A 23,648-nucleotide genomic window follows, 5' to 3' on the forward strand; every position below is an offset into this window, starting at 1 on the left:
GCCATGACCTGGAAGCGGCTGACCGCTGTGGCCGCCGCCGTGGTCGTCGGCGGCAGCGTGCTCGCCGGGTGCGGCTCTTCCCAGCCGGCGTCCACGCCCGAGGGTGGCAACGCGAGCGGTGGCACGTTCCCGACCAAGGTCGAGCACTTCTTCGGCACGACCGAGATCAAGGAGGCCCCGAAGCGGGTCGTCTCCCTCGGCTACACCGACGAGCAGACGATGCTCGCGCTCGGCACGGTCCCGGTCGGCATGGTCGACCAGTACCCGAACCCCGAGGGCACCAGCCCCGACGTCAACACCCAGTGGCCGTGGGTGAAGGACAAGTGGGGCTCGACCAAGCCCGAGGTCGTCATGAAGAACGGCGACACCGAGCCCAACTACGAGAAGATCGCGCAGCTGCGCCCCGACCTGATCGTCGCGGTCTACTCCGAGGCCGACCAGGCCTGGTACGACAAGCTCAGCAAGATCGCCCCGACGGTCGGCCGCCCCAAGGGCGAGGCCGAGGCGTTCAGCGGCAAGTGGCAGGACACCACCCTGCAGATCGCCAAGGCGCTGGGCAAGCAGGCCGAGGGCGAGAAGATCATCAAGTCGGTCGACGACAAGTTCGCCGAGATCAAGAAGGCGAACCCGGACTGGGCGAACCAGACCGCGGTCGTCACCTCCTGGTACAAGGACGCCATTGCGCCGTTCGCCACGACCGACGTGCGCAGCCAGCTCGTGACCGGCATGGGCTTCAAGGGCAACACGAAGGTCGACGAGGTCGCGGGCGGCAAGTTCTTCACCACGCTGTCCCCCGAGCGCATCGACGTGATGAACGTCGACCGCATCTTCGTGATCGCCGACAAGGCCGACGCGGACAAGCTGAAGTCGTTCGAGCTCTTCGCGAACCTGCCCGCCGTCAAGGCGGGCAAGGTGTCGTGGCTGCTCGACAGCGAGGGCCCCGCGATCGGTGCCGCGATGTCGCAGGCCACGCTGGCCTCGCTGCCGTACGCGATCGACGAGATCGCCAAGTCCGCGAAGTCGTAGTACCCGCTCAACCCCTGCGAAAGGCCTCCGAACAGTGAGCACCACCGCGTCCGCGCCCGTGACCATCCTGCGCACGGCGACCGGACGGGAGGCCCTCCGCTGGGTGTACGACCACTGCCGCACCACCCCGCTGCTGCCGATCGCCACCGTGCTGGCGACGGTGGCCGGGGCGGTGCTGCAGGTGGTCCCGGTGTTCCTGCTGGGCACCGTCGTGGACGGCGTGCAGCAGGGCCGTGACCCGGCGGTGCTGTGGTCCATCGGCACCACCACGGTCCTGGCCGCGCTGGGCGGGGCCGTGATGACCTCCGTGTCGACCTACCTAGTCGGCCGGGTGGGCGCGGACCTGCTGGCACGCCTGCGGGAAGGCGCTGTCCGCGCGGTGCTGGGGATGCCGAGCGCGCGGATCGAACAGGTCGGCCGCGGTGACGTGCTGTCCCGCGTGGGCGACGACGTCGCCGTGATCTCCAAGGGTTTCCGCACCGCGATCCCGACGATCTTCTCCGCGACCGTGCTGGTCGTGATCGCCACGGCCGGCATGTTCGGCCTGGACTGGCGGCTCGGGCTCGCCGGTGCGATGGCGCTGCCCGCCTACTGGTGGGCGTTGCGCTGGTACCTGCCGCGCTCGCAGCCGCTCTACCGCGCCCGGTCCGAGGCGCAGGCCGACCGCGCGCAGGCGTTGATCAGCGGCCTCGACGGCATCGACACCGTGCGGGCCTACCGGCTGGAGAGCGCGTTCCGGGACAGAGTGACCGCCGAGTCGTGGCGGGTGCGCAACATCGGCATCGACGTCTTCCGGTTCTTCGGCCGGTTCATCGGCCGCGAGAACCGCGCCGAGTTCATCGGCCTCGGCCTGATCATCGTGGTCGGCTACCTGCTGGTGGCGAACGGGCAGTCGACGCTGGGCCAGGTATCGGTGGCCGCGTTGCTGTTCCACCGGTTGTTCAACCCGCTCGGCCTGATCATGGCGTTCTTCGACGAGGCGCAGAAGTCCGGCGCGGGCCTGACCCGGCTGGTCGGTGTGCTGTCGGAGTCCGACGGCGACCAGCTCGTGCGCAGCGCGGTGGCCGTGGACGCGAACGCGCGGCCGCTGCCCGTGTCGGTGCGCGGGCTTTCCTTCCGCTACCCCGAGTCCGACCACGTGGTGCTGCGGGACGTGGACCTGGAGATCCCCGCGGGCACGTCGCTGGCGCTCGTCGGCGCGACCGGTGCGGGCAAGACGACCCTGGCGGCCCTGGTCGCGGGCACCGGTACCCCGCTGACCGGGTCGGTGCACATCGGCGGGACCGACCTCGCGGACGTGGACGAGGCGGGTGCGCGGGCGCTGGTGAGCATCCTGACCCAGGAGGCGCACGTCTTCGCCGGCCCGCTCGCGGAGGACCTGCGGCTGGCCGCCCCCGACGCGACCGACGACGAGCTGATGGCCGCCCTGCGCACCGTCGGCGCCGCCGGGTGGGTGCAGGCGCTGCCCGACGGCCTGCGGACCGACGTCGGCGAGGGCGGCGAACGCCTCGACGTGACCAAGATCGCCCAGATCGCGCTGGCCCGCCTCGTGCTGGGCCGCTCCCCCGTCGTCGTGCTGGACGAGTCGACAGCGGAGGCGGGCAGTCAGGGCGCCGCACAGCTGGAGAAGGCGGCGCTGGCGGCCTGCCGGGGCCGGACGACGCTGCTCGTGGCGCACCGGCTCACCCAGGCCGTCGCCGCGGACCGGATCGCGGTGCTCGACGCGGGCCGCGTGGTGGAGCTGGGCACCCACGACGAGCTGGTCGCGCGTGACGGGCGTTACGCCCGGCTTTGGGCCGCTTGGCGACTCGGCTCCGCGACCACTTAGGTTAGGCTCACCTTCACCGAGATGAGGGGATGGCTGAGTCGTCGATGGAACTGGTGGCCGACCGTGACGTGCTTCTTCCGACCGCCCGGATCGACTCCGTCCGGCGCCGCGCCGGCGAGTACCCGCAGCGGACCGTCGCCGTCGCCGCAGCCGTCGCGCTGAACCACTGGGCGGACCCCGGTCTGCGGGTCGACGGCCTGGACCTCTCCCCCGCCACGCTCTTCGGCGACCTGCTCGTCTGGGCGGACAAGGGCGAGGACGCCGCGCGGTGGAACGTCACCGAGCGCCAGGAGGGCTGGACGATCGGCCTTCCCGCGGGCGTCCCGCTCGACGAGGCGCAACGGGTGCTGGACGACCTGGCCGAGTTCCCGAACCGGGCGATCGGCACGATGACCGCCCAGACCCCCGGCGACCGGCTCGCGGAGCTGGCCAGGTGGAACGACAACGACCTCCCGCGCGACCGGCCGAGCATCGTCGAGCTGTTCCGCGCCCAGGCAGCCGAACGCCCCGGCGCCGTAGCGGTCAACGACGGCGACCGCGCGTTCACCTACGGCCAGGTGCTCGCGCTGTCCAACCAGCTGGCCCGCCACCTCCTCGACCGCGACCTGCGGCCGGAGCAGGTCGTCGGCATCTCGCTCGACCGGTCGGCGGAGATGGTCGTGGGCCTGCTCGCCGTGCTCCAGGCCGGTGGCGCGTTCGTGCCGCTGGACCCGCAGTGGCCGGCCTCCCGCCGCGAGTCGGTGATCACCGACGCCGGAGTCGTCCTGCTGCTCGGCAGCGGTCAGGACGGTGAACCCGAGGCGGTGCGGGTCTCGTTGGAGGACTGGGACTTCAGCGCGTACCCCGCTGACCCGACCGAGGTCGAGGTCGGCGGCGCGCAGCTCGCGTACGTGATGTTCACGTCCGGTTCGACCGGCCGCCCCAAGGGCGCGATGATCCGGCACGAGGCGATCAGCGAGCGGCTGCTGTGGCAGGTGCACCAGATCCTCCACTTCGGACACTCCGACGCGTCGCTGTTCAAGGCGCCGCTGTCGTTCGACATCTCGATCAACGAGATCTTCCTGCCGCTGGTGTGCGGCGGGCGGACCGTCGTCGTGCGCTCCGGCGGGGAACGCGACCCGCACCACCTGCTGCGCACGATCGACCGGCACCGGGTGACGTTCGTGTACCTGGTGTCGTCGATGCTGGACGTGCTGCTGAACATCGCCTCGGACGGCGAGCTGGCCAGCCTGCGGCACGTGTGGTGCGGCGGCGAGGTGCTCACGCCCGAGCTGTACGAGCGGTTCCGCACGCAGCTCGACATCCCGATGTACCACGGTTACGGGCCCGCCGAGGCCACGATCGGCGTCTCGCACGTGATCTACCGCGGCGAGGCGGAGCGGCTGTCGACGTCGATCGGCAAGGCCAACCCGAACACCGACCTGTACGTGCTCGACGACGAGCTGCGGCCGTGCCCGGTCGGCGTCGGCGGCGAGCTGTACATCGGCGGGTTCCTGCTGGGCCGCGGGTACGTGAACGCGCCGGGTCTCACGGCTTCCCGGTTCGTCGCGAACCCGTTCGCCACCGACGGTTCCCGGCTCTACCGGACCGGTGACCTGGCGCGGTTCGCCGCCGACGGGTCGCTCGACTTCCTCGGCCGGGTCGACAACCAGGTCAAGATCCGCGGCATGCGGCTGGAGCTGGAGGACGTCGAGGTCGCCCTCGCCGAGCACCCCGGGGTCCGGCACACCTGTGTCGTGGTGAGGAAGAACTCCGCGGGCGGCAACTACCTCGTCGGGTACGTGATCCCGGTGACCGAGGGCCTGACCGCCGACGAGGTCAAGCGCTGGGCGGCCGAGCACCTCGTCGAGTACATGGTGCCCGCCCACGTCGTCGTGATGAGCGAGTTCCCGTTGACCCCCAACGGGAAGCTCGACCGGCGCGCGCTGCCGGAGCCGGTGGTGGACACCGGCCCGGTGACGGCCGCCGCCACCGACGACGAGGCCGTCATCTGCGCCGCCGTCGCGTCGGTGCTGCGGGTCGAGGCGGTCGGTGCCGACCAGGACTTCTTCGAGCTGGGCGGCGACAGCATCCTCGCGATCTCGCTGCTGAGCGCGCTGCGAGCCGAGGGCGTCTTCGTCACGGCCACGCAGATCTTCGTCCACCGCACGCCGCGCGCGCTCGCCGCCGTCGCCGCCCGTGACGGTGGTGCGGTGGCCGACCACGACGACGTGCCGACCGGTCCGGTGGCCGGGCTGCCGATCGTGCAGTGGCTGGGCGAGACCACCGACGCGATCGACGGGTTCGTGCAGTCGGTCGTGCTGAACACCCCCGCCGATCTGACCGCCGAGGCTTTGACGCGGATTCTCGACGCCCTGGTGGCACGCCACGACATGCTGCGCGCCAAGCTCGTGCGCGGCACGCGGTGGTCGTTCGACGTCCTGGAGACCGGTGCGGCGCTGTGGGAGGAGAGCACCGCCTCGCTGGAGGACTGCGTCACGGCGGCGACCGAGGGCCTGAACCCGGACGCCGGGATCATGCTGCGCGCGGTGTGGCGATCCGGTGCGCGGCAGCTCGTGCTCGTCGTCCACCACGTGGTGGTCGACGGCGTGTCGTGGCGAATCCTGTTCGACGACCTGGCGCTGGCGTGGCAGCAGGTGTCCTCGGGTGCGCCGGTGGAGCTGCGGCCGGTGGGGACGTCGTTCCGGCGGTGGACGCAGCTGCTGGAGCAGGCCGACTTCTCGGCGGACCTGGAGCACTACCGGCGGCCGTTGCCGGGTGCCGACGCGCTGCTCGGCCGTCGTGAGCTGAACGACGACGACGTCGTCGCGCGCGAACGGGTCCGGACGGTCACCGTCGGTGCCGCGGCGACCGCGGCGCTGCTGGGCGACGTGCCGGCGTTGTTCCACGCGAAGGTCAACGACGTGCTGCTGACCGGTCTCGCGGTCGCGCTCGCGAAGTGGCGGCGCGACAACGGCCAGGACCAGACGTTCGCGCACGTCGAGCTGGAGGGCCACGGCCGCGAGGGCCGGTTCGTGCCGCTCGACCCCGACCTGTCCCGCACGGTCGGCTGGTTCACCACGCTGTTCCCGGTGGTCGTCGACCCCGGCACGGTCGACGACCTGCCCGCCGCGCTGAAGAACGTCAAGGAGGACCTCGCCGGGGTGCCGAGCAACGGCGTCTCCTACGGTGCGCTGAAGTACCTGGGGCACAACGAGTTCGGCGGCACGCGGCCGCAGGTGCTGTTCAACTACCTGGGCCGGTTCGACGGCGGCGCCACCGGTGACTGGCAGCTCGCGGAGAACGCGGGCCAACTCGGTGAGAAGCGCGACCCGCGGATGCGGCTGCCGCGGGCGCTGGAGCTCAACGCGAGCGCCGAACCCGGTGACAGCGGTGAGCTGGAGCTCGTCACGGTCCTCTCGTGGCCGGAGGGCGTGTTCACCGACGCCGACGTGGAGCGGATCGGCGGCTACTTCACCGAGGCGCTCCGCGCGCTGGCGGCGTTGACGGAGGGCGGCCACTCCCCGAGCGACTTCGACCTGCTGCCGCTCACCCAGGCCGACGTCGACCTGCTCGACGGCCCGGCGTTGCGCGACGTCCTGCCGCTGACGCCGTTGCAGGAGGGCCTGTACTTCCACTCGATCTTCGACGACGAGTCGTCGCACCGGTACGTCGAGCAGCAGCTGCTGACGTTGACCGGCGCGGTGGACGCCACCCGGCTGGAGGCCGCGGCCGCACGGGTGCTGGAGCTGTTCCCGAACCTGGCCGCCCGGTTCACCGGCCTGCCCGACGGCCGGGTCGTGTCGGTGCTGGAGTCCGGTGTGCGCCCGGAGTTCGCCACGGTGGACGGCCAGGGCATGACCGGCGAGGAGATCGCGGCCTTCGCCGAACGGGACCGGCTGGCCGGGTTCGACCTCGCGCGCGGGCCGTTGATGCGCTTCACGCTGATCCGCACCGCACCCGGCCGGTACGTGCTCGTGCAGACCGTGCACCACATCATCGCCGACGGCTGGTCGGTGCCGCCGATGCTGCGCGCACTGCTCGCCGAGTACGAGGAGCCGGGGTCGGTGCACGTGCGCGGCAGCTACGCCGACTACGTGCGCTGGCTGGTCACGAGCGACGCGGCCGAGAGCGACCGGGTGTGGGCCGCCGAGCTCGCCGGGCTGCCGGGGCCGTCGTTCGTGGCGGAGGGGCACACGCCGTCCGAGCGGTTCGCGGACTCGGTGCTCGACGCCCCCGCGGGCCTCGACGAGTCGGTGCGCGCGGCCGGGGTGCCGCTGAGCGCCGCCGTGCACAGCGCGTGGGGCGTGACGCTGGGTGCGTTGCTGGGCAAGCGGGACGTCGTGTTCGGGTCCACCGTGTCCGGCCGGGACGCCGACGTCCCGGGCATCGCGGACATGGCCGGGTTGTTCATCAACACGATCCCCGTGCGGACGCGGTGGGGCGCTGACACCTCCGCGACCGAGCTGCTGGCGTCGGTGCGCGACCACCAGACGGCCGTGCTGCCGCACCAGCACGTCTCGCTGACCCGGATCGGGCGGCAGGCCGAGCACGGGTCGGCGTTCGACACGCTCGTGGTGTTCGACGTGGCGACCGACGTGACGGCGTTGAGCGGCCCGTTCACGATCGCCGAGGTCGTCAACGAGGGCGCGCCGCACTACCCGCTGACACTGGTGGTCGAACGCGGCAACGACGGTGCGCTGCGGTTCAACCTCGTCCACGACACGACCGTGGTCAGGTCCGCCGGTGCCGAGGTGCTCCTGCGGGCGTTCACCGGCACGCTGACCGCGCTGCTGTCCGGTTCGCTGGTCACGCCGGTGCTGGAGCAGGCGCGCCCGGCGGTCGCGGTGGAGCCGGCCACGCTGGTGGAGCTGTTCGACGCTGCGGCACAACGTGACCCGTCCGCGCGGGCCGTGACGATGTGCCACCTCGACGGCAGCTCGGAGGGCCTGTCGTACGGGGTGCTGGCCGACACCAAGAACCGGCTGGCGCGCTCGCTCGTCAACGCGGGCGTCGGGCCGCACGAGCGGGTGGCCGTGGCGATGCCGCGGTCGTTGCAGCAGGTCGTCTCGCTGCTGGGCATCGTGTCGGCCGGTGGCGCGTACGTGCCGCTGGACCTCGCCTACCCGGACGAGCGGCTGGAGTACGTGCTCGCCGACTCGGCGCCGCAGGTCGTGCTGGTCGAGCGGGAGCACCGGGAGCGGTTCGAACGGCTGCTCGCGCGTGCGGGCGTCACCGCGCGGGTTCTCGTGTACGGCGAGGAGGTGCCGGGTGACGGCGTGCTGCCGTCGTTCGACTGGCGCACCCCGGCCTACGTGATCTACACGTCCGGGTCGACCGGCAAGCCCAAGGGCGTCGTCGTCTCGCACGCGAACGTGGTGGCGCTGCTCGCGAACACCCAGCCGGACATGGACTTCGGCCCCTCCGACGTGTGGACCCAGTTCCACTCGTACTCGTTCGACTTCGCGGTGTGGGAGCTGTGGGGCGCCCTGGTCCACGGCGGCGAGCTGCTCGTCCCCGACCACGGCCTGACCCGGTCGCCGGTCGACTTCCACCGGCTCGTGCGGGCGCGCGGTGTCACCGTGCTCAACCAGACGCCGTCGGCGTTCTACCAGTTCATCGAGGCCGATCGGCTCTCCGACCCGCTGCCCGCGTTGCGGCGTGTGATCTTCGGTGGCGAGGCGCTGGACCTGTCCCGGCTGCGCGGCTGGGTCGAGCGCTACGGCACCGACCGGCCGGAGCTGGTCAACATGTACGGCATCACCGAGACCACCGTGCACGTCACGCACCGGGTGCTGGACTCCGCGGACTTCGAGTCCGGTGCGGTGAGCCCGATCGGCGGCCCGATCCCCGGGCTGCGCACCTACCTGCTGGACTCCTCCCTGCGTCCCGTTCCGCCCGGCCGGGTGGGCGCGATCTACGTGGCCGGCGACCAGCTGTCGCTCGGCTACCACGACCGCCCCGGCCTGACCTCGACCCGGTTCGTCGCGGACCCGTTCGGCGGCGGCCGGATGTACAACACCGGCGACCTCGCGCGCCGCACCCTCGACGGCGAGCTGGAGTTCGTCGGCCGCGCCGACGACCAGGTGCAGCTCAAGGGCTTCCGCATCGAGCTCGGCGAGGTCGAGGCGGCTGTCCGTTCCGTTCCCGGCGTCGTGGATGCCGCGGTGACGGTGGCCTCCTCCGCCGACCACCTGGTCGCGCACGTGGTCGGCACGCCTTCCGCTGACGTGGCCGGGTTCCTGGGCGCGAAGCTGCCGGTGCACATGGTGCCGCAGCGGGTGCTGTTCCTGGACGCCCTGCCGCTGACGGTCAACGGCAAGCTGGACCGCAAGGCGCTGGAGGAACGCGCTGCCGGCGAGGTCGAGGCGGTCGCGTCCGCGGACGCTCCGGCGCTGTCCGCTCTCGTCGCGATCTTCGCCGACGTGCTGCCGGGCTCTTCGGTGGACGCCGACACCGACTTCTTCGTCGCGGGCGGCGACAGCATCATCGCGATCGGCGTGGTCAACCGCGCCCGCGCCGCCGGCTTCTCCCTGACCCCGCGCGACCTCTTCCTCCACAAAACCCCCCGCCTCCTCGCTTCGCACGCGGGGCCCTCCCGTGCGCTCCTGGTGAACGAAAGCTCCCCGCGTGCACTCGAAACGGCGGTGGACGGGCCGGTTGTGCCGACGCCGATCGTGCTGCGGCAGCGGGAGCTCGGTGGGGAGCTTCGGCGGTTCGCGCAGGCCAGGCAGGTGGAGTGCGCGTCGCTGGCGGATGCGCAGCGGGCCGCAGAAGCCGTCGTGCGGGCGCACCCGGTGCTGCGGATGCGGCTGACGGTCGCGCACGGGGTGTGGTCGCTCGGAATCGATTCCGACTCGCAGGCCCCCAGGGGGGATCGGGTCCCCACTCCAATCGTCTCAGGCTGGTCTGACAGTTCCGGCGAGTCGCAGGTCGGGGGGCTCGCCGCCACGGACAGGCCGCAGGTCGAGGTGGTCGCCGCCGTCACCGACGACCCGCAGGTCGCCGCAGACGAGGCCGCCGACCGGCTCGACCCCGAAGCCGGTGTCCTGACCGCGTTCACCTGGCTGGAGGCCACCGGCACTCTCGTCGTCGTCATCCACCACCTGGCCGTGGACGCGGTCTCCTGGATGATCCTGCTCGACGACATCACCGCGGCCCTCCGCGGCGAGGACCTGGCGCCGGCCACCACGCCGTTCACCGCCTACGCCGCAGCACTCGCCCTGAGCGCCCACCACACCGCCGACCTGCCCCGCTGGGTCGACGCGCTCGACGCGCCGCCGCTCACCCCGCAGGTCGGCCAGGTCCGCGAGGTGACCGTCAACCTGGCGGCCGACATCACCGACCGCGTTGTCCACACCGCCCCGACCGCGCTCGGGCTTGGGCTGACCGAGCTGCTGGCCGGTGCCCTGCGCACCGCCCTCACCGAGATCCAGGGCACCCCCACGGACCTCACGGTCGAGCTGGAACGCCACGGCCGCGTCCCGGTCGAGGAGCACCACGACTACACGCGCACGGTCGGCTGGTTCACCTCCATCGCGCCCGTGAAGCTGAGCGCGCACACCGACCCGGTCGAGGCGGCACGTGAACTGACCGCCAGGCAGCCTGACGAGCAGCAGCACGTGCGGTACGGGCAGTTGCGCTACCTCAACCCGCAGACCGCGCCGGTGCTCGCCGCGCTGCCCCGCCCGCAGGTGCTGTTCAACTACCTCGGGCGTGGGAGCGAGGCGCAGGCGCTGCACGTCGACGCCGGTCCGCGGCCGGGTCCGTACGCGGTCGAGGTCAACACCTGGGTCGACACCACCACGGGCAGTCTGCGGGCCACGTTCGGGCTCTCCGAGGACGTGTCGGACGAGATCGCGGCACGGTGGCTGCTGGCGCTGGAGCGGATCGCGGACGCCTCGACGACCGCGCGCCGGACCGCGCCGGTGTCGCCGTTGCAGCGCGGGCTGTACTTCCAGGCCGAGCTGGCGCGCAGCGGCGGGCAGTACGTCGCGCAGAGCTGCTTCACGTTCCAGAACCGCCTTGACGCCGATGCGCTCCAGAAGGCCATGGCGCACGTCATCGCCCGGCACCCGGTGGTGGGCGCCGGGTTCGCGGACGAGGACGGTGAACCCGTCCAGGTCCTCGCACCGGGCCGCCAGGTCGCGGTCCGCACGGTGGACGTGCTCAACCAGGACGCCGTGGAGGCGTTGCGGACGGAGGACCGCGGCACTGGGTTCGACCTGGAGAACCCGCCGCTCGTGCGGCTGACGGTGCTGCGGCTGCCGGACGGCCGGGACGCGTTGCTGTTCAGCTACCACCTGCTGCTGTGGGACGGCTGGTCGCGCGAGATCGTGCTGCGCGAGCTGTTCGACGCCTACCGCGCGATCCGGAACGGCGAACCGGTCGACTCCTCCCCCGCCACGCCGAGCTTCGAGAGCTACACCCGCGCGCTGAAGGAAAAAGACGCGCAGGCCGCGGAACGGTTCTGGGCCGGCTACCTCGCCGACCTGCCCGGCCCGACGCTGCTCGGTGACGGGTCCACTTCGGACAGCCTGCCCACGAAGATCGTGCGGACGCTGGACGTCGAGACCTCCGAACGCGTCCGGGACGCCGCGCGCCGGCACGGTGTGACGCTCAACAGCGTCGTCACCGGCGCGCTCGGCCTCCTGCTCGGCAGCGAGACCGGCCGCGGTGACGCGGTGTTCGGCGTGACCGTGTCCGGCCGCGAAGAAGAAGGCACCGACGGGATCGTCGGCGTGCTGCTCAACACCGTGCCGATGCGGGTCACGGCCCGGCCGCACGACACGGCAGCCGCGTTCCTGCGGGGCGTGCAGGCCGGCCGGGTCGACGCGATGGACCACGAGCACGTCGGGCTGGGCGAGATCCAGCGCGCGAGCGGGCAGGACCAGCTCTTCGACACCCTGTTCGTGCTGCAGAACTTCCTGGACGACAGCACGTTCGAGGAGTTCAACACCGTCAACGGCATCGTGGGGCACGAGTCGGAGGACTCGACGCACTACCCGTTCACCTGGGTCGTGACGCCGGGCCGGCAGCTCACCGTCAAGCTGGAGTACCGGCCGGAGGTCACCGATCCCGCGCTGGCGCACCGGTTGTTCGACGAGTACCTGCGGATCGTCGACGACCTCGCCACCGCCGACGGCCCGGTCGGCGCGGTCCGCGGCACCGGCCCGCAGCCGGAGCTCCAGCCCTCCAACGACTTCGGCGACCGGACCGTCGTGGACCTGTTCGACGTCGCGGCCGACCGCACCCCGGACCGGATCGCGCTGGTCTCGCACGGCACCACGATGACGTTCGCCGAGCTGCGGGACCGCAGCCGCCACCTCGCTGGCGTGCTGAAGGACCGCGGCATCGGTGTCGAGACGTCGGTCGCCATCGCGGTGCCGCGCTCGCTGGACTGGGTCGTGGCGCTGTTCGGCGTCCTGCGCTGCGGCGCGGCGTACGTTCCGCTGGAGCTGGACCACCCGGACGAGCGGATCGCCGCGATCGTCGAGGACGCGCGGCCCGCGCTGATCATCACGACGCGAGCGGTCGCACCGCGCATCAACGGCACCCTGTTCGAGCTGGACGGACCGTGGCCCGCCGCCGAACCGGTGACCACGTTCGCACCGGACGACCCGAACCGGCTCAGGCACGCGGCCTACACGATCTACACCTCCGGCTCGACCGGCAGGCCCAAGGGCGTGGTGACCGAGTACGCGGGCCTGACCAACATGCTCGTCAACCACCAGCGGCGGATCTTCGAGCCGGTGCTGGCCGAGCACGGGCACCGGACGTTCCGGATCGCGCACACCGTGTCGTTCGCGTTCGACATGTCGTGGGAAGAGCTGCTGTGGCTGGCCGACGGCCACGAGGTGCACATCTGCGACGAGGAGCTGCGCCGCGACGCCACCGGGCTCGTGGAGTACTGCCTGCGGCACGAGGTCGACGTCATCAACGTGACGCCGACCTACGCGCAGCAACTGGTCGCCGAAGGGCTCCTGGCCGGTGAGCACCACCGGCCGGCGCTGGTGCTGCTGGGCGGTGAGGCGGTCACGCCGGCGCTGTGGCAGCTGCTCGCCGACACCCCCGGCACGGTCGGCTACAACCTCTACGGGCCGACCGAGTACACGATCAACACCCTCGGTGTCGGCACGTTCGACTGCGTGGACCCGGTGGTCGGCGTGGCGATCGACAACACCGACGTCTACGTGCTCGACCCGTGGCTGCGGCACGTCCCGGACGGGGTCGCGGGCGAGCTGTACGTCTCCGGCGTCGGCATCGCGCGCGGCTACCTCGGCCAGCCCGGCCAGTCGGCGGAGCGGTTCGTGGCCTGCCCGTGGGTGCCCGGCGAGCGGATGTACCGCACCGGCGACCTGGTGATCCGGCGCCCCGACGGCAACCTGCTGTACCTGGGCCGCACCGACAAGCAGGTCAAGATCCGCGGTCACCGCGTCGAGCTCGGCGAGGTGGAGGCCCGGTTCGCCGCGCACCCGGACGTCCGGTTCGTGGCGGCCGTCGCGCAGTCCGACCCGCAGGTCGACGGCGCGCACCGGCTCGCCGCCTACCTGGTGCTCGCCGACGGCGCGGACATCCCGTCGATCGCCGCCGAGGTCGGGGCGGGGCTGCCGGACTACCTGCGGCCCTCGCACTACGCGCAGGTGGACGCGATCCCGTTGACGGTCAACGGCAAGGCCGACACCTCGGCCTTGCCCGAAGCGCGGCCGATCGGCACGCTGATGACCAAGGTCGAGGAACGCGAGCTCACCGAGACCGAGACGGTGGTGCGCGAGCTGTTCGCCGAGGCGCTCGACCTCGACGAGGACGAGGTGGGCGTGGCGAGCGGTTTCACCGACCTGGGCGGGCACTCGATGCTCGCGGTGCGGCTGGTCGGTTTGCTCCGCCGCGAGTTCGGCCCGATCATCACCATCCGCGACCTGCTGGCCCTCTCCACCCCCGAAGCGATTGCGCAGCACCTTGACGAACACTGACACCACCCCCGACGTCCGCACCGGCAGGGAGATCCTGCGGATCGCGGTGCGCCGCAACCGGGGCGCGATGACGAGCGGGACCCTGCTGATGGGGTCCTACCAGGCAGCCGAGACCGCAGTGCCGGTCCTGCTCGGCGCGATCGTCGAGTTCGCGTTGCGCGGCGGGCAGCTCAGCTCGCTGGGCCTCGCGCTGCTGGGGCTAGGGCTCGTGATGGCGACGGTGTCGTACTCGTGGCGCTTCGGCATGCGAATCCTGCAGAAGGCCAACACGACCGAGGCGCACCGGTGGCGGGTCGCGGTGGCCGACCGCGGCCTGCAACCTGTGGCGCGCGACGTCGAGCTGAAGTCCGGTGAGGTGCTGACCGTCGCCACCGAGGACGCCGACCAGACCGCGGACATCATCGAGGTGGTGCCGCTGCTGATCGCCTCGCTGGTGTCGATCACGATCGCGGGTGCCGTGCTCGCGGTGATCAGCGTGCCGCTGGGCATCACGGTGTTCGCGGGCACAGCGGCGATCCTGACCGTGCTGAGCGTCATGTCACGGCGGATCGGCACGAGCACGCAGGTGCAGCAGGCGAAGGTGGCGCGGGCCGGCGCGAAGGTGTCGGACCTGATCGCCGGGCTGCGGCCGCTGCACGGTTTCGGCGGCTCGTACCAGGCGTTCCAGGCGTACCGGCGGGTGTCGGACGAGGCCAGGAAGCAGTCGGTCGTGGTCGCGCGGGTCAACGGCGTGTACGCGGGCACAGCGCTGGCGCTGAACTCGTTGCTGGCGGCCGCGGTCACGCTGTGGGCTGGCTGGCTGACGTTCGACGGGCAGATCTCCGTCGGGCAGCTGGTGACGGCGGTCGGCCTGGCGCAGTTCCTGATCGAGCCGCTGAAGCTGTTCTCCGAGATGCCGAAGTACGTGATGATCGCGCGTGCCTCGGCCGACCGGATGGCGCTGGTGCTGGCCGCGCCACCGCGGATGACGCCCGGCGTGGAGGAACCCGGCCCTGACGGCGGGCTCGAAGTCGAGGACGTGCACCACGGGGCGCTGCAAGGGGTTTCGTTCAGCGTGCGGCCCGGTGAGCTCGTCGCGGTGGCGGCCTACCAGCCGCAGGCGGCGGAGGAGCTGGCCGCGGTGCTGTCGGTCGCCGTGCCGCCCGCGGCGTACTCGGGCGTGGTGCGGATCGGCGGGCGCGAGCTGGCGCGGCTGTCGATCGAGGGCATCCGCGGGCACCTGCTGGTGAACCCGGCGCACCACGAGGTGTTCGCGGGGACGTTGCGGGACAACGTGGACCCGTCCGGCACCGCGAAGCTGGTCGACGAGGCCGTGGCGGCGGCGATGCTGACCGACGTCGTGGCGCTGCACGCCGAGGGCCTCGACTACGCGGTGCGGGACCGGGGAGCGAACCTCTCCGGCGGCCAGCGGCAGCGGTTGTCCCTGGCCCGCGCACTGGCCGCGGACCCGGAGGTCCTGGTGCTGCACGACCCGACGACCGCGGTCGACGCGGTGACGGAGCTGCTGATCGCCCGCAACGTCGCCGAGCTGCGCCGCGGCCGGACCACCGTCGTGATCACCAGCAGCCCGGCGCTGCTGGACGCGGCGGACCGCGTGGTGGTGCTCGACAACGGCGTGGTCACCGGTGAGGGCACCCACCGCGAGCTGCTCGGCCGGGACGCCGAGTACCAGCTCGCCGTGGCGCGCTGACCACGCCTCCCCCAGGAAAGGACCTCCACCTCCCATGCAGGCACGTTTCGCCGAGTACGGCCTCACCGCGGTCCCCGGCACCGCCGAGTTCTGGGACGCGGTGCGCGGGCCGGTCCCGGTCCCCGCTGACGGCGGCCACCGGACGTTGTTCCTCTGGCGCGGTTCCGCCGCGGTGCTGCGCTTCGAGTCGTGGTCGGGCCCGGTGCCGTTGCAGCGGTTCGAGGACAGCGACTGCTGGTACGCCGAGGTCGTCCTGCCGCCGCGGCTGCGCGTGACCTACCACTTCTTCGACGGCGACGACTACGACGGCGAGCACGCCGACCCGTTCAACCCGGTCGGCGCCGGTCCGAACCGCTCGATCGCCGCCACCCCGGACCTGGACCCGCAGCCGCACTGGCCCGTCGTGGGCCCGGACGAGGTGCTGGACGTGCCTTCCACTCGAATCCGGTGGAACGGCTCGCTGGGACGCAAGACCGTGCGTGTGCACAAGGGCGGTGAACCGGTCGTGCTGCTGCTGGACGGCGACGACTGGATGTACGTGCACCCGGCGGTGGCCGCGTTCGAGTCGGCGGTGCGTGCGGGCGAGATGCCGTCGGCCACGCTGGTCTTCCTCCCCACGCCCCGTGATCGCGACGCCGAGTACACGGGTGCGGCGCTGTGGCCGGCGGTGCGGGACGAGCTGCTGCCGTTGCTCGCCGAGAACGGCGTGACCGTCGACCCGCGGCGGTTCGTGGTCGCCGGGCAGAGCCTGGCCGGGTTGAGCGCCTTCCGCGCGGCACTGGACTTCCCGGAGCTGGTGACGCGGGTGGCCTGCCAGTCGGGGTCGTTCTGGTGGACGCCCGGCCTGCCCGACCAGGGCCTGTCGCTGGACGGCCCGGCGGGTGGCGACACCGCGGAACGGGTGCGCGGCGCGGACCTGTCCCACCTGCGGGTCGCGTTCGACGTCGGCGAGCACGAGCCGCGGATGCACCGCCACTGCGAGGCGGTCGAGGGCCTCGCGGAGAAGGCGGGGGCGTCCGTGCGTGCCACCCGCTCCCCCTCCGGGCACGACCGCGCGGGCTGGCGGCACGCGCTGGTCCGCGACGTCGCCTGGTTGCTGACCGAACGGTGACAGGCGCGCACTAGCAGGACACGTTCATCGACTGTTCACCTCCTGCTTGCGACCACCCCCAGCGCCACGGCGTCGGAGTGACGAAGGATCTGTTCTCCGGCAGATGGTTCGCAAAGGGTGGGCAGTGAAGAGAACGCTCGGCATCGGTTTGGCGGTCGTGCTCCTGGTGGGCGTGGTGGCCGCGGTCTACTTCGGCCAGGGCGACGGCGGGACCGCGCGGCTGCGGACCGTGCGCGGGGTGATCGGTTCGGAGAAGCTCGCCTTCTTCGCCGACCAGCGCGTCAGGGACGTGTTCGCGAAGCACGGCCTGGAGGTCGAGGTGGACCCCGCCGGGTCGCGGCAGATCGCCACCGCCACGGACCTGGCGCCGTACGACTTCGCGTTCCCGTCGAGCGCCCCGGCGGCCGAGAAGATCCAGCGCGACCGCAAGGCCGCCCGCACCTACGCGCCGTTCTCGTCACCGATGGTGGTGGCGACGTTCGACCCGGTCGTCGAGCTGCTGACCAGGGCGGGGGTCGTCCAGGACGGCCCCGGCTACCGGACGTTCGACGTGCGGGCCTACCTGGACCTCGCCGCCAGGGGCACGCGGTGGGATCAGCTGCCCGGCAACACCGCCTACCCGGCGCGCAAGAACCTGCTCGTCACCACGACGGACCCGCGTGACTCGAACTCCGCGGCGATGTACCTGGCGATCACGTCGTTCGTGGCCAACGGCGGTGTGGTCAGCACGCCGGAGGCCGAGGCGAAGGTGCTGCCGGCGGTGTCGAAGCTGTTCCTGGACCAGGGGTACACGCAGAGCAGCACCGAGGGGCCGTTCGAGGACTACCTGTCGGCGGGCATGGGCAAGACGCCGCTGGTGCTGGCCTACGAGGCGCAGTTCGTGGACCGGGTGGTGCGCGGCGACTCGACGGTCCGGCCGGACATGAAGCTGCTCTACCCGGCGCCCACGGTGCTCTCGAAGCACACGCTGGTGCCGTTGAAGGACAACGGCGACCGGGTGGGACAGCTGCTGCAGACCGACGCCGAGCTGGGGCGGCTCGCGGCCACGTTCGGGTTCCGCACCGCCGACCCGCGGCACTTCACCGAGGTGGTCAAGGAGAAGAACCTCCCGGTGCCGCAGGACGTCGTGGACGTCGTCGAGCCGCCGGCGCACGAGACGCTGGAGCGGATGCTCGAAGCGATCGCGAAGCAGTACTGACATGTCCGACTTCGTGCTCACTCCCCCGGACCCCGTCGAGCCGGTGCCGGTCGAGCGGGCGGCGGGTCTCATCCCGGTGCCCGACGACGCCAGGACCGAGCTTTTCACCAGGGCGCAGGCGTTCGTCGACGCGCTGGGTGCCGTTGACCCGCGGTCGCCGGACTTCGGCCGGATCGTGGACGAGGCGCTGGTGCTCGGCGAGGCGGAGATGCGGGTGGCCGCGCAGATCGCGGGCCGGCTGCTGGACCGCACGCTCGCGTCGGTGTCGTCGCCGAACACCACGCAGGTGACGGCGAGTCTGACCGAGCTGCGCCGGTCGGTGCGCGAGCTCGACCCGCAGGACCTGTCGAAGCTGACCGGCCGCAAGGTCCTCGGGTTCCTCCCCGGTGGCAACGCCGCCAAGGGCCTGCTGGCCCGGCTGCGGGCGGCCGACGAGCCGGTCAACCGGATCGTGCTGCGGCTGCGGTCCGGGCAGGACGCGCTGAAACGGGACAACGCGGTCATCAAGGGCGAACGGCAGCGGCTGTGGGACCTGATGACCAGGCTGTCGCAGGACGCCGCTTTGGCCGGTGAGATGGACGCGGCCGTCGACCGGCAGGTGCAGATCTTCGACCTGTCCGATCCCGGCCGCGCCACCGCGTTGCGCGCCGACGTGCTGTTCGGGCTGCGGCAACGGCACCAGGACCTGCTGACCCAGCTCGCGGTCTGCGCGCAGGGGTACCTGGTGCTCGACGTCGTGCGCCGCAACAACGACGAGCTGATCAAGGGCGTCGAACGAGCCGTCACGACCACGGTCACAGCGCTGCGGATCGGGGTCGCGGTTGCCGCGGCGCTGGCCGGGCAGCGCGAGGTGATCGACCAGGTCGACGCCGTGCGCGGACTGACCGACGAGATCCTGAGGTCGAACGCGACGCTGATGTCCGTGCAGGCTCAGGACGTCCAGCGCATTGCGGCGACGCCGACGGTCGGCATCGACGCGGTGCGGACCTCATTCGACCAGATCTACGCGGCGATCGACGCGATCGACACGTTCAAGGCCCGCGCGGCCGACTCGATGTCCAGCACGGTGCACGCGCTGGACGCCGAGATCCGGCGCGCCCACGACCACCTGAGCCGCGTGCGCGGCACCGAGGAGCCAGCATGATCCGCCGCTTCATCCCGGCAGTCGCCGTCGTGGCGCTGCTCGCGGGGTGCTCCGACGACCCCGACCCGGCCAGACCGGTCGGCGACGCGGAGCCGGGGGTGCTGCGCGTGCTCGCCGGCAGCGAGCTCGCCGACCTGCAACCCGTTCTCGACGAGGCCGCCCGCGCCACCGGTGTCACCGTCAAGTTCGACTTCACCGGCACGATCGAGGGCGCGGAGAAGGTCGCGTCCGGCGCCGCCGAGCAGGGTTTCGACGCGGTGTGGTTCTCCTCCAACCGCTACCTGGAACTCGTTCCGGAGGCGCAGAAGCGGCTCGGCACCGCCACGAAGGTGATGGGGTCGCCGGTCGTGCTCGGGCTGCCCGCAGCGAAGGTGCGGGAGCTCGGCTGGGAGGGCAGGCGGGTCGGCTGGGCGGAGATCGCCGCGGCCGCCGGGCAGAAGAGGTTCACCTACGGCATGACCGACCCGTCGGCGTCGAACTCCGGTTTCTCCGCGCTGGTGGGTGTCGCGGCGGCGTTGTCCGGCTCGGGTTCGGCGCTCGACGCGGCCCAGGTCTCGGCGGTGTCGCCGCAGCTCAAGGAGTTCTTCTCGGCGCAGACGCTGTCGGCGGGCTCGTCCGGCTGGCTCTCGGAGGCCTACGCACGGCGGGCCAAGGGCGAGGACCCCGGTGCCAAGGTGGACGGCCTGATCAACTACGAGTCGGTGCTGTTGTCGCTTAACGCCTCCACGCCGGAGCCGTTGACGTTGATCTACCCGAACGATGGCGTGGTCACCGCCGACTACCCGCTCACGCTGCTCACGTCGTCCTCCTCGGACGCGCGTGAGGCGCACCGGAAGCTCACCGAGCACCTGCGCGGGGCCGACGTCCAGCGCAAGATCGTGGAGTCCACGCACCGGCGCCCGGTCGTGCCGCAGGTGCCGCTGGACGGGAAGTTCGCGGTGCGCGACCTGGTGGAGCTGCCGTTCCCCGGCAGTCAGTCCGCTGTGGACGGTCTGATCACCACCTACTTCGACCAGCTGCGCCGCCCGTCCCGCACGCTGTACGTGCTCGACACGTCCGGGTCGATGGAGGGCGACCGCATCGACGGCCTGCGTTCGGCGCTCGTCGGCCTCACCGGCGCGGACTCCTCGCTGGCCGGCCGGTTCAGCCGCTTCCACGGCCGCGAGCAGGTGACGCTGCTGCCGTTCGACAGCAGCGCCCGGTCCCCGCTGACCTACGAGGTGCCGCAGGCCGACGCCCGCCCGGTGCTCGACCAGATCGGCACCACGGCGAAGTCGCTGGACGCGGGCGGCGGCACCGCGATCTACAGCAGCCTGCGCAGCGGCTACGACGTGCTGCGCCGCCAGCTCGACGCCGACCCGGACCGCTTCACCTCGATCGTGCTGATGACCGACGGCGAGAACACCGGGTCCGAGGGCATCGAGGACTTCACCGTGTTCCACACGACCCTGCCGCAGGACCTCAGGGGCGTCCCGGTCTTCCCGGTGCTGTTCGGCGAGAGCGCGACCGAGGAGATGGAGCGGGTCGCGAAGATGAGCGGCGGCAAGGTGTTCGACGCCCGCAGCCGTTCGCTCTCAGCCGCGTTCAGGGAGATCCGTGGCTACCAGTGACGCGGTGCTGCGCTACCTGGCGTCGTGGAAGAACCTCGCGGGCTGCGCCGGCGGCCTGCTCGGGCTGGCGCTGCACTTCGCCGGGCTGGCCGGGTCCTACTGGGTGCTCGTGGTCGCCGGCCTGTACGGGGTGGGCGCGCTGGCCGCGCCGCCGGAGGAGGTCGTGCTGGTGACCGCCCCCGAGGAGGAGGCGGGGCAGCTGCGTTCCGAGCTCGACGCACTGGTGGCGCGCGTGCACGGGTTCGGCGGCCGGGTGCCCGCCGAGGTGGCGCCGAAGCTCGCCGAGGTCGCCGACGTGCTGCGCGGCATGCTCGACCGGCCGCGCGTGCTGCGCGGCGACCCGGACGCGCTGCACTCGGTGACCCGGTTGATCGGCACGGACCTGCCGCTGTCGGTGCAGACGTACCTGAACCTGCCGTGGTGGTACGCCGCCGCGCGCGGGTCGGGTGCGGAGCTGCTGCGGCAGCTGGACCTGCTCAGAGCGGACGCCGTCCGGGTGGCCGAACGGTTCCACGCGGCGGACGAGCAACGACAAGCCGACCACGGCAGGTACCTGGAGGACCGCGACCGGCTCTGAGGCGGCTCAGGCCCGGCTGTCGCGACCGCGGACCTCGACACGGGCCCTACTGTCGTCGGGGTGACGGACATCGAGGAAGCGCTCACCGGACTCGACCTGGAGCGGAAGGTCCGGCTGCTGACCGGCGCCGCGCTGTTCGCGCTCCACCCGGAGCCCGCGATCGGGCTGGCGGCGCTGAAGGTGTCCGACGGGCCGACCGGCGTGCGCGGTGCCGAGCTGCGCGGCGGCACGATCGCCGCCCTGCTGCCCAACGCCACGCTGCTGGCCCAGCACTGGGACCCGGAGCTGGCGCGCGAGGTCGGCGCGCTGCTCGCCGACGAGGCCGCCGCCCAGCAGGTGCACGTCGTGCTCGGTCCGACGATCAACCTGCACCGCACGCCGCTGGGCGGGCGGCTGTTCGAGGCCTACAGCGAGGACCCGCTGCTCACCGGCGTGCTCGCGGCCGCGTACGTGCGGGGCTTGCAGGACAAGGGCATCGCCGCGACGCCGAAGCACTTCGTGGCCAACGAGTCCGAGACCGAACGGCGCACGGCCAGCTCGGTGGTGGACGAGAAGACGTTGCGCGAGGTGTACCTGCTGCCGTTCGAGGTCGTGGTCGAAGACGCCCGGCCGTGGGCGGTGATGGCCGCGTACAACCGGGTCAACGGCATCGCCGCCACCGACCACGCCGAGCTGGTCGAGGGCGTGCTCAAGGGCGAGTGGGGGTTCGACGGCCTGCTGATGTCCGACTGGTTCGCCACGAAGTCCACGGCGGAGAGCGCGAACGGCGGGCTCGACCTCGTCATGCCCGGACCGGGCGGCCCGTGGGAGGAGCGGCTGGTCGAGGCGGTGCGGGCGGGCGAGGTCGCCGAGTCGACCGTCGACGAGCACGTGCGCCGGTTGCTGCGGCTGGCCGACCGGGTCGGCGCGTTCGGGGAGCGGTCCTGGCCGACCGGCCTGCCGGCGCCGGACAGCCCGCGGCGCCGCGAGCAGCTGCGCCGGTTCGCCGCCGGCGGCATGACCGTGCTGACCAACTCCGGGGTGCTGCCCCTGGACGCGCAGGAGGTCGCGCTCATCGGCCGGCCCGCCCTCGACACCGTGGCGCAGGGCGGCGGTTCGGCCGGGGTGCGGCCACCGCACGTCGTGAGCATCGCGGACGGCCTGGCCGCGGAGCTGGGCGACCGGCTGTCCGTTGTGGACGGTGTGGAGGTGCGCACCCGCCACGCCGCACCGGCACCCGGCGTGCTGCGGAACATCCGTGCCACGACGTTCGACGCCGACGGAGAAGTGCTCGCCGTGCGGGACGTGGAGATCGCCGAGCTCGCCGCGTACGGCGGGTGGGCGCAGGGTGCCGCCGCGATCGAGCTCTCCGGTGAGGTCGTGCTGCCCGGTCCGGCACGGCTGCTGGTGGGCGTGCGCGGCTTCGGCGCCTGGACCGTCGAGGTCGCGGGCGAGCGGTACGAGGAGCGGCTGGCCTGGGCGGACGGCGTCGTGGAGGAGGCGCTGCTCAAGCCGCCGGCGTGGACCACCGAGGTCGAGCTCTCCCCCGGTGACCGGATCACGGCGACCGTGCGCGAGGCCGCCGCGCTCGTCGGCCTGATCACCCAGCCGGTGCCCCGCCCGGCCGCCGCCGCGATCGACGCCGCCGTGCGGGCCGCGCGGGAGGCCGACGTGGCGGTGGTGGTCGTGGGTCTCACCGAGGAGCAGGAGACCGAGGGCTTCGACAAGACCACGCTGGCGTTGCCGGGTGAGCAGGACGCGCTGGTCGCGGCCGTGGCCGCCGCCGCTGCACGGACCGTGGTCGTCGTGAACGCCGCCACGCCGGTGCTGATGCCGTGGCTGGAGCAGGTCGACGCCGTGCTGTGGGCGGGACTGCCCGGTCAGGAGGCCGGTGCCGCGGTGGCGGCGGCGTTGCTCGGCCACGTCGAACCGGCCGGGCGCCTGGTGACGACGTTCCCGCGCTCCGACGCCGACGCGCTGACGCCGGTGCCCGTGGGCGGCGAGCTGGTCTACGGCGAGGGAACCGCGATCGGGTACCGCGGCGCCACCGACCCGCTGTTCTGGTTCGGCCACGGCCTCGGTTACACCGAATGGCGCTACGGCGACCTCTCGGTGTCCACTCGGGACGATGCGGTCGACGTCGTGTCGGTGCGGCTGGACAACGCCGGCAACCGGGACGGGCGCGAGGTCGTGCAGGTGTACCTGCGACCGGAGCTCGAACCGGTCCGGCTCATCGGCTGGGCGGTCGCGGACGTCGCGGCCGGCTCGTCGGCGCTGGTCGAGGTGCGGTGCTCTCCGCGCGTGCAGCGGACCTGGTCGAACGGCTGGCAGCCGTTGACCGGCGACGTGCTCGTGGCGCGCGGGCTCGGTGACGTGCGGGCCGTGCACGTGCGGGTGCCTCGGGACGGACAGGACTGAGCCGCCCGGACGGTCATCCCTGCTCAACGGTGTCGTTGTGGCGCAACGACACCGTTGAGCGAGGAGGTGGCGCGCCGGGACACCGTGGCGGTGTGGGTGGACGGTGCCGGTGTGC

At 72.3% G+C, this 23,648-nt stretch carries 10 protein-coding genes; all 10 read left to right on the forward strand.

The features are described from left to right. Positions 1–3: 3 nt before the first annotated feature. The 10 genes from ACZ7CD_RS25165 (at position 4) to ACZ7CD_RS25210 (ending at position 23,533) form a co-directional block, all read left to right on the forward strand. Complete coding sequence (locus ACZ7CD_RS25165) at positions 4–1,026, forward strand: iron-siderophore ABC transporter substrate-binding protein (protein WP_458432713.1); 1,023 nt, start codon at positions 4–6, stop codon at positions 1,024–1,026. A 34-nt stretch (positions 1,027–1,060) separates the two neighbouring features. Further along, positions 1,061–2,854 carry an ABC transporter ATP-binding protein gene (locus ACZ7CD_RS25170; protein ID WP_470375340.1) on the forward strand — a complete coding sequence of 598 codons (1,794 nt, stop codon included), beginning with the start codon at positions 1,061–1,063 and terminating at the stop codon, positions 2,852–2,854. Between the two features lie 29 nt (positions 2,855–2,883). Next, positions 2,884–13,806 carry a non-ribosomal peptide synthetase gene (locus ACZ7CD_RS25175; protein WP_470379791.1) on the forward strand — a complete coding sequence of 3,641 codons (10,923 nt, stop codon included), beginning with the start codon at positions 2,884–2,886 and terminating at the stop codon, positions 13,804–13,806. Then, positions 13,793–15,496 carry an ABC transporter ATP-binding protein gene (locus ACZ7CD_RS25180; protein WP_470379792.1) on the forward strand — a complete coding sequence of 568 codons (1,704 nt, stop codon included), beginning with the start codon at positions 13,793–13,795 and terminating at the stop codon, positions 15,494–15,496. Before ACZ7CD_RS25175 ends, ACZ7CD_RS25180 begins: the two co-directional genes overlap by 14 nt. A 34-nt stretch (positions 15,497–15,530) precedes the next feature. Continuing rightward, positions 15,531–16,607 carry an alpha/beta hydrolase-fold protein gene (locus ACZ7CD_RS25185; protein ID WP_470379793.1) on the forward strand — a complete coding sequence of 359 codons (1,077 nt, stop codon included), beginning with the start codon at positions 15,531–15,533 and terminating at the stop codon, positions 16,605–16,607. A gap of 124 nt (positions 16,608–16,731) precedes the next feature. Further along, complete coding sequence (locus tag ACZ7CD_RS25190; protein WP_470379794.1) at positions 16,732–17,805, forward strand: hypothetical protein; 1,074 nt, start codon at positions 16,732–16,734, stop codon at positions 17,803–17,805. A 1-nt stretch (position 17,806) separates the two neighbouring features. After that, a complete protein-coding gene (locus ACZ7CD_RS25195; RefSeq protein WP_470379795.1) occupies positions 17,807–18,949 on the forward strand; it encodes a toxic anion resistance protein in 1,143 nt (380 codons plus the stop codon). Next, positions 18,946–20,559 (forward strand): substrate-binding domain-containing protein, encoded by a 1,614-nt coding sequence (locus tag ACZ7CD_RS25200; RefSeq protein WP_470379796.1) that lies wholly within the window; start codon positions 18,946–18,948, stop codon positions 20,557–20,559. Before ACZ7CD_RS25195 ends, ACZ7CD_RS25200 begins: the two co-directional genes overlap by 4 nt. Then, positions 20,546–21,136, forward strand: a complete 591-nt coding sequence (locus ACZ7CD_RS25205) for a hypothetical protein (protein ID WP_470379797.1) — start codon at positions 20,546–20,548, stop codon at positions 21,134–21,136. Before ACZ7CD_RS25200 ends, ACZ7CD_RS25205 begins: the two co-directional genes overlap by 14 nt. 60 nt (positions 21,137–21,196) lie before the next feature. Beyond that, the gene (locus tag ACZ7CD_RS25210; RefSeq protein ID WP_470379798.1) at positions 21,197–23,533 is read left to right on the forward strand and encodes a glycoside hydrolase family 3 protein; all 2,337 of its coding nucleotides are present in this window, start codon (positions 21,197–21,199) and stop codon (positions 23,531–23,533) included. Positions 23,534–23,648: the final 115 nt, after the last annotated feature.

The sequence above is a fragment of the Lentzea sp. NPDC036949 genome, assembly GCF_055608075.1.